The 6793-nt window shown below is 49.3% G+C and carries 6 protein-coding genes and 1 pseudogene; 1 reads left to right on the forward strand and 6 read right to left on the reverse strand.

Translation table 11 applies throughout. From position 1 onward, the window contains the following. Nucleotides 1-287 (reverse strand): annotated as a pseudogene (locus P8H32_RS06660) (hypothetical protein); the annotation flags it as partial. Nucleotides 288-376: 89 nt separating this feature from the next. Then, nucleotides 377-1810, reverse strand: coding sequence for a bifunctional D-glycero-beta-D-manno-heptose-7-phosphate kinase/D-glycero-beta-D-manno-heptose 1-phosphate adenylyltransferase HldE (gene hldE / locus P8H32_RS06665; protein ID WP_297292257.1), 1434 nt, complete (start codon nt 1808-1810; stop codon nt 377-379). A 251-nt stretch (nt 1811-2061) separates the two neighbouring features. Between hldE and P8H32_RS06670 the strand changes: the two genes are divergently transcribed. Further along, nucleotides 2062-2679 carry a class I SAM-dependent methyltransferase gene (locus P8H32_RS06670; protein ID WP_301088840.1) on the forward strand — a complete coding sequence of 206 codons (618 nt, stop codon included), beginning with the start codon at nt 2062-2064 and terminating at the stop codon, nt 2677-2679. A gap of 110 nt (nt 2680-2789) precedes the next feature. Here P8H32_RS06670 and P8H32_RS06675 read toward each other — a convergent pair whose 3' ends face one another. The 4 genes from P8H32_RS06675 to P8H32_RS06690 all read right to left on the reverse strand — a co-directional run. Further along, nucleotides 2790-3866, reverse strand: a complete 1077-nt coding sequence (locus P8H32_RS06675) for a prenyltransferase/squalene oxidase repeat-containing protein (protein WP_301088842.1) — start codon at nt 3864-3866, stop codon at nt 2790-2792. Beyond that, nucleotides 3863-4579 (reverse strand): class I SAM-dependent methyltransferase, encoded by a 717-nt coding sequence (locus P8H32_RS06680; protein ID WP_301088844.1) that lies wholly within the window; start codon nt 4577-4579, stop codon nt 3863-3865. Before P8H32_RS06680 ends, P8H32_RS06675 begins: the two co-directional genes overlap by 4 nt. Beyond that, the gene (locus P8H32_RS06685) at nt 4566-5891 is read right to left on the reverse strand and encodes a glycosyltransferase family 4 protein (RefSeq protein ID WP_301088846.1); all 1326 of its coding nucleotides are present in this window, start codon (nt 5889-5891) and stop codon (nt 4566-4568) included. Before P8H32_RS06685 ends, P8H32_RS06680 begins: the two co-directional genes overlap by 14 nt. A 173-nt stretch (nt 5892-6064) precedes the next feature. Then, nucleotides 6065-6793 (reverse strand): polysaccharide biosynthesis protein (locus tag P8H32_RS06690; RefSeq protein ID WP_301088848.1); only part of this gene is annotated, 729 nt, incomplete at its 5' end.

The raw sequence follows: 6793 nt of genomic DNA on the forward strand, positions 1-6793 counted from the left end.
GCACCCAGCATATGCATTTCCATGGTCATATTTTCCGGGGCGACCATATAGTCTTCTAATATATCATCGGTGCTAACGCCGCTGCTGCCGTCAAGGTTGCCATCCATTTCCATTAACATATAACGGTAGGAGAACATCCACTCCCCTTCTTTATGCATATGCTCGCCCATGACACCAATTGGGCCGTGGCTATCGGCACGGTGTGATGAGTGAGACTCACCAGCCAGGGCGGCAGACCCCAGTGAAAGAGCAAGAATAGAAACGGATAAAGAGCGTAAAAACGGCATAATAACCCCTGAGATGGTAAAAGTGAGCGCATCCTATCAGGGGATGATGGGGAACTGAATGTGACATATTGTCACAGGGGATGGGTGGATTATTGGTTTTTATCTAACACTTTCTCTACGATGGCGGTGGTGGAGAAATTATCAAATAGGGTGAGTACGTTAACTTCTCCGCCATAGCCTTCGACGATTTCCCAGCCCACTACGCTTTGCTTATCGTAATCACCGCCTTTGGCGAGGATATCCGGGCGCAGGGCTTCCAGTAGTTCTTCGGGGGTATCGGTGTCAAAGGAAATAACCCAGTCAACCGACTCCAGCTTGGACAATAAGGACATGCGGCTTTCTACCGGATTAATCGGTCTGCCGGGGCCTTTAAGACGTGAAATCGAATCATCGCCATTAACGGCGACGACGAGGCGATCACCCAGAGCGCGGGCCTGTTCTAAATAACCGGCATGGCCGGGGTGCAAAATATCAAAGCAGCCATTGGTAAAGACAACCTTTTCGCCGTGGGCGCGGGCATCTTGCAGGGCTATCTGTAATTGTTCGAGGCTTAGCACTCCACGTTCAGAACCTTTTTCCGCTTGCACTGCGCGGCGTAGTTCAGGTGCGCTAATAGCAGCGGTACCCAGTTTGGCCACTACGATACTGGCGGCAAGGTTGGCCAGGGCCACCGCCTGCGGTAAGGGTTCGCCGGCGGCTAAGGAAGCGGCCAGTACTGAGATCACGGTATCGCCGGCACCGGTCACATCAAAGACTTCCCGGGCACGGGCCGGTAAATGCAATTCGGGCTCATTGGGGCGCAACAGGGTCATGCCCTGCTCGCCTCTGGTCACTAACAGGGCTTGTAAGTTGTGCGCCTGCATTAGCTGCTCGCCTTTACTCACCAATTCTTCTTCGTTGGCGCAGGGGCCAACAATGGTTTCAAACTCGTGAAGGTTGGGAGTTAACAGCGTGGCGCCGTTATAGCGTGAAAAATCGGTGCCTTTGGGATCGACTAATACTGGGATACCTGCTGATCTTGCCGCTTGAATTAAGGGCTGGGGATCATCCAATGCGCCTTTGGCATAGTCTGATAAGATCATTGCGCCAATACCCGCTTGCAATAACTGCTGGGCCCTGGCGGATAGTGACTGGGCATCGGCTGGGCTAAAGCTGTCTTCAAAATCCATACGGATTAATTGCTGATGGCGACTGATCACCCGTAGTTTGGTGATGGTCGGGTGACTCTCTATCACTTGGAAATCACTGTGTACTTGAGCCGCGGAAAGGGTTTCAGACAACGCTACGGCGGCCTCATCCTTGCCCACCAAACCGGTTAAGGACACCCCTGCCCCTAATGCTGCAATATTTAACGCGACATTGGCTGCCCCGCCCGGGCGGTCTTCTTTTTGCTCAACTTTGACCACCGGTACCGGTGCCTCAGGGGAAATCCTTGAGGTGCCACCATGCCAATAACGGTCGAGCATCACATCGCCCACCACCAATACTTGGGCTTGATCAAAACGAGGCATGGATAGTTTCATGGGTGGCGGGTTCCTGGATAATAGAAAGTCATTAATTTTGGCGCATCATAACATAAGGCTAAAAATCCCTCATCGTCATTCCCGCGAAGGCGGGAATCCAGCCTGCATGATTATGCTGTTATCTGCGCTAAAGCGGAAATCTACAGCGCTGGATTCCCGCCTTCGCGGGAATGACGGTGGCTTGTGATCTTTAGATCCATTGGGTTTATGTGGTATCTTGCCGGCTATTTTTTATTAGGTAATCACAGACTATGACGATTGAACTCGCTATTGATATTGACCAGGTAAAAGGCTTTCTTGCGAAAGATGAAGCGGCTGCATTGTATAACGCAGCACTAGAGCTATCCCCTCAAGCGCCGGTGTTAGAGATAGGCAGCTACTGTGGCAAGTCTACAGTGTATATCGGTACCGCCTGTAAAAAAGCTGGTGGTGTTTTATATGCGCTGGACCATCATCGGGGCTCTGAGGAGCATCAATTGGGTGAAGAGTACCACGACCCTGACCTTTATGATGATGGCGCTGGCTTGATGGATACCTTTAAAGAATTTCGTAAAAATATGCGGGCAGCGGATTTGGAAGATACCGTTATCCCTATTGTTGCCCCTTCAGGCTTGGCCTGCCGTGGCTGGCATACGCCCTTGTCGATGGTGTTTATTGATGGCGGGCACAGTATGGAAGCCGCCAAAACCGATTATCAAAGTTGGGCCAGTCATGTGATGCCCGGTGGGATTTTGGCGATTCATGATTTATTTCCCAACCCGGATGAAGGTGGGCAGGCTCCAATTACGATTTATCGGTTGGCTTTGGCTTCGGGTTTGTTTGAGGAAATTGAAGTGGTGAATACTTTGGGTTTATTACGGAAGTTGTAAACCGTCATTCCCGCGAAGGCGGGAACCCAGCACTGAAGATTTCCGCTTTTGCGGAAATAGCAGCATGCAGGCTGGATTCCCGCCTTCGCGGGAATGACAGGGATTGTTAATTATTTTAAGTGTGTTTGTGCTTGTAGGTTTTGTTTTTCTTGATTTAACAAGCACACTTCAGTAAACAACTTTGCCGCCGGGGTGTACTCGGTTAGAGCATCCGCCGCTAAGATAATAGCACCGGCAGTCCAGGTCGGTTTTTCATCGGGCCATAAAACATCCTGGGCGAATTGATAACCCGTCCAGTAAGAACCATCTTCTAAACGCCATTGGTGTAACCAACTATAAACATTCACCGCTCTGGCATGATCACCGGCAGCTAATAAAGCCATGGTGAGTTCGCAGGACTCCGCAACGGTCACCCAGGGTTCATCGGATACGCAGCGGCAACCCAGGTTCTCTTCAACAAATTCATCCCAACGTTCTTTAAGTCGGGCCTGTGATTGAGGCTGTGATAATACGCCGGTTAGTACCGGGTAAAACCAATCCATAGAGTAACGCGCTTTACTTTCCCAGGTGCGGTCAAAGCGCTCTGGCTTATTGCGTAAGGCATCACCTAATCGCTCTCTGGCTGCTACCCACTCTGCACTGTCTTCACCCATGGTGACAGCAATATTAATCGCGCACTCAAGGCTTTTATAAATCGATGAGCAACCGGTAATTAATGCATCCATTTTTGGCGAGCCATTGGGTTTTACTGCCCACTGGATTTCGCCGTGCTCTGATTGCAGGCTTAGTACAAACTCAATGGCACGCTCAACCATTGGCCACATGCTTTTCAAAAAGTTTTTGTTGTGGGTAATTAAGTAATGATGCCAAACACCGGTGGCAATGTAGGCCACAAAATTACTTTCACGGCGTTCGCCATTATCAATTTCACCGGCTTTATAGGCCGCCCACCAACTGCCATCGTCTAATTGGGTATCCGCCAGCCATTGGTAGGCTTTGGCAGCTGCATCCCACTCACCCCCAATCGATAATGCCATAGCCGCTTCGGTATGGTCCCATGGGTCAGCATAACTGCCTTCAAACCAGGGAATGGAGCCGTCGGCCTGCTGGCAATTTAAAATAAAATCTATGGTCGGCTGGAAAAATTCTGACGGGAATAATCCCTTTGATAAAAAGACACCACTCATGCGTTGCTTTCCTTCCTAAAATACATCACCACACTTTTGCCCATAATGGGGTTGAGGATACGCTCAAGAGTGCGAGTAAATAACGGTTTATCCATTAAGTCCCAGACTAAAAAACGGTGGTATTGTTTGATCAGCCAATTGGTATCTTGAGTCTTCCAGAATACACATTTAAGCCACCAGAATGGTGAATGCAGTGCATGGGCCCAATGTTTGTGAAGTGAAGTAAAACCTAATTCTTCAATCTGGGCTTTGAGTTTACTGGCTTCAAAAATGCGCAGGTGACCGCCCTCTACATTGTGATAGGCATCGCTAAAATACCAGCAGATTTTTTCGGGCCAGGTGCGGGGTACGCTGGCGCAGAATAATCCGCCGGGTTTTAAGACCCGCTCAATTTCTTTTAATGCGCCTGCAAAGTCAGGGATATGCTCCAGAACTTCTGAACAAATCACTTTATCAAAGGTGTTGTCGGCAAAGGGTAATTGTAATGCGTTAGCCGCTGACAGGCCGAAGCTTTTGTTAGTATTGTTTGGCTCGAAAAACGGTTGGAACTTTTCCCGGGTAGTGCGCAAATCATTCACACTAAGATCAACGCCAATGGAAGTGACGTCTTGCTGCAAATACGCGGAAATAACATGGCGACCTTCGCCGCAGCCCAAGTCTAAAATAGTTTCGCCGGACTGTAGGGGCAGGTATTTAAAATTAACCGTTTGCATGGTTGGTATTTCCCTCTAACACCTGGGTATAGTAATCGGTCATTTGTTGGGCGGCTCGGGTCCAGCAAAACAGTTGTTCTATACGCTGGCGGCCAGCAGCTGACATCGCATCACGCTTGTCGGAGTTATCCAGTAACTCTGCTACTGCTATGGCAATCGCCTGACTGTCCTTTGCTGGCACAATGATGCCTGCATCACCCACTACTTCCGGTAGCGCGCCACCATCAGTAGAAACAACAGGCACACCGCAGGCCATCGCTTCACCGGCGGGCAAACCAAAACCTTCATAGACTGAAGGAATAACAACCACTTGCGCTTCGGCATAATGAGTGGCTAGTTGTTTTGTAGAAATACCGCTGACAAAGATAATGCGGTCAGTCAGTTTTAGTTTTTTAATTAAGCGCTCTGTAGCTCCACCCGCCTGCGGCTGGCCAACCATTAACAATTCTAACTGAGGATATTGCCTGGCAAGTTCCGCTACGGCCTCTAATAAATAGCGCACACCTTTTAGCGGCGCATCTGCAGAAGCGGTAGCCATAATACGAAAAGGCTTTTTAACCACGGCGGGCATGGGTCGAAATTCTTCGGTATCAATGCCGTTATAGACCAGGCTAATATCTGAAGGCTTAAGGTCAAAGGCCGAGGCAATATCTTTTTGCGAGCGCTCAGAAACTGTCACTACATTATCTAAGCGTTTGGCGACTTTTTTCTGCATGGTTAAAAATGAATGCCAGCGTTTTATTAACAGCCGCGCTTTCCAATTGGTAGCGGCGTTTAGGGCAATTTGTAAATCACTAGTAATGGGATGGTGAATGGTAGTTACCAGTGGGAAACCTTTTTTTTGCAGCTTTAACATGCCCCAACTTAGACACTGGTTGTCATGGATAATATCGTAGTGACGGCCATGCTTTTTGAGATGCTTAAAAACCCTGCGACCAAAACAGTGGGGCTCGACAAAGCCGCCGGTGAGTTTACCCGTCCATTCAATAATATTGGTCATGGAGCGCAGGTGGGAAAACGTTAAAGAACCCAAACCCGTTTCAAATAAATTCATTCCCGGCATTTTGATTAAGTTAACCCGCGGGTCTACATGGGGGTAAGGTTGCCCGGACATCACATCAACCTGATGGCCCGCTTCGACCAGGGCTTTGCTGAGGTATTTAATATAGATGCCCTGCCCGCCGCCGTAGGGTTGGCTGCGGTAGCCTAGCAAGCAAATTTTAAGCGGCAGCCTTTGCTCTGCCGGCATGATGGCTGGGGTTATATCAGCCAGGATAGGCTCAGCGGCGGTTAGTGCGCTTTCAGCTTGCATAGAAAGATCGTAAGGATTAATTAAAAAGGGCGAATATCAACAAAATTGTCATAACTTAGGTCAAAAGTGGCAAAATTTTACTCGCCACCTCACAGAAAATCTATAGTTATCGGGGCGCCATAAGGGGATTGGCCCAATGATCACCATTCGCTCTATGAATACTATGGGCCTGATCAGGTGGCTTTCGGAAAGTTACCGGTGACGACATTGTCATCAGGTAAAGCGGCCTCTATCAGGCCATTTTCAACACGGCGGGTCCAAATGGCGTCGGATATACCATCTTTGGGGTCAAACTCTGCCACGGCATTTTGCAAAATCTGCTGGATAGCTTCGCAGTCATTATTATCGCATGCGTCTTTTAGCTGGGCGGCATAGCGATCAATATCCTCTTCGGACAACAGCGATTCTTCAGCCCGCATCACTTTGGGGTGGCCGGTGCCGGTGACGTTATCACCCAGTAGTAGTTCTTCATAGAGCTTTTCACCGGGGCGTAAGCCGGTGAATTGGATTTCGATATCACCTTTGGGGTGAGTTTTGTCTTTAACTTCACTGCCCATTAGGCGAACCAGGCGACGAGCCAGGTTAACGATACGTACCGGCTCGCCCATATCCAGTACAAAAACGTCACCACCCTTACCCATGGCACTGGCCTGCAGCACTAGCTGTGCGGCCTCGGGGATGGTCATAAAATAACGGATAATATCTTTATGGGTAACGGTAACTGGGCCGCCAGTAAGAATTTGGTGACGGAACAAAGGCACCACTGAGCCGGAGGAACCCAGTACATTGCCGAAGCGCACCATACAAAAACCGGTACTGTCATACTTACTGGCAAAGGCCTGCAAGACTAATTCAGCCAGCCTTTTTGAAGCGCCCATCACATTGGTGGGGCGTACGGCTTT

It is taken from the genome of Oceanicoccus sp. (assembly GCF_029238675.1).
GTDB lineage: Bacteria > Pseudomonadota > Gammaproteobacteria > Pseudomonadales > Dasaniaceae > Oceanicoccus.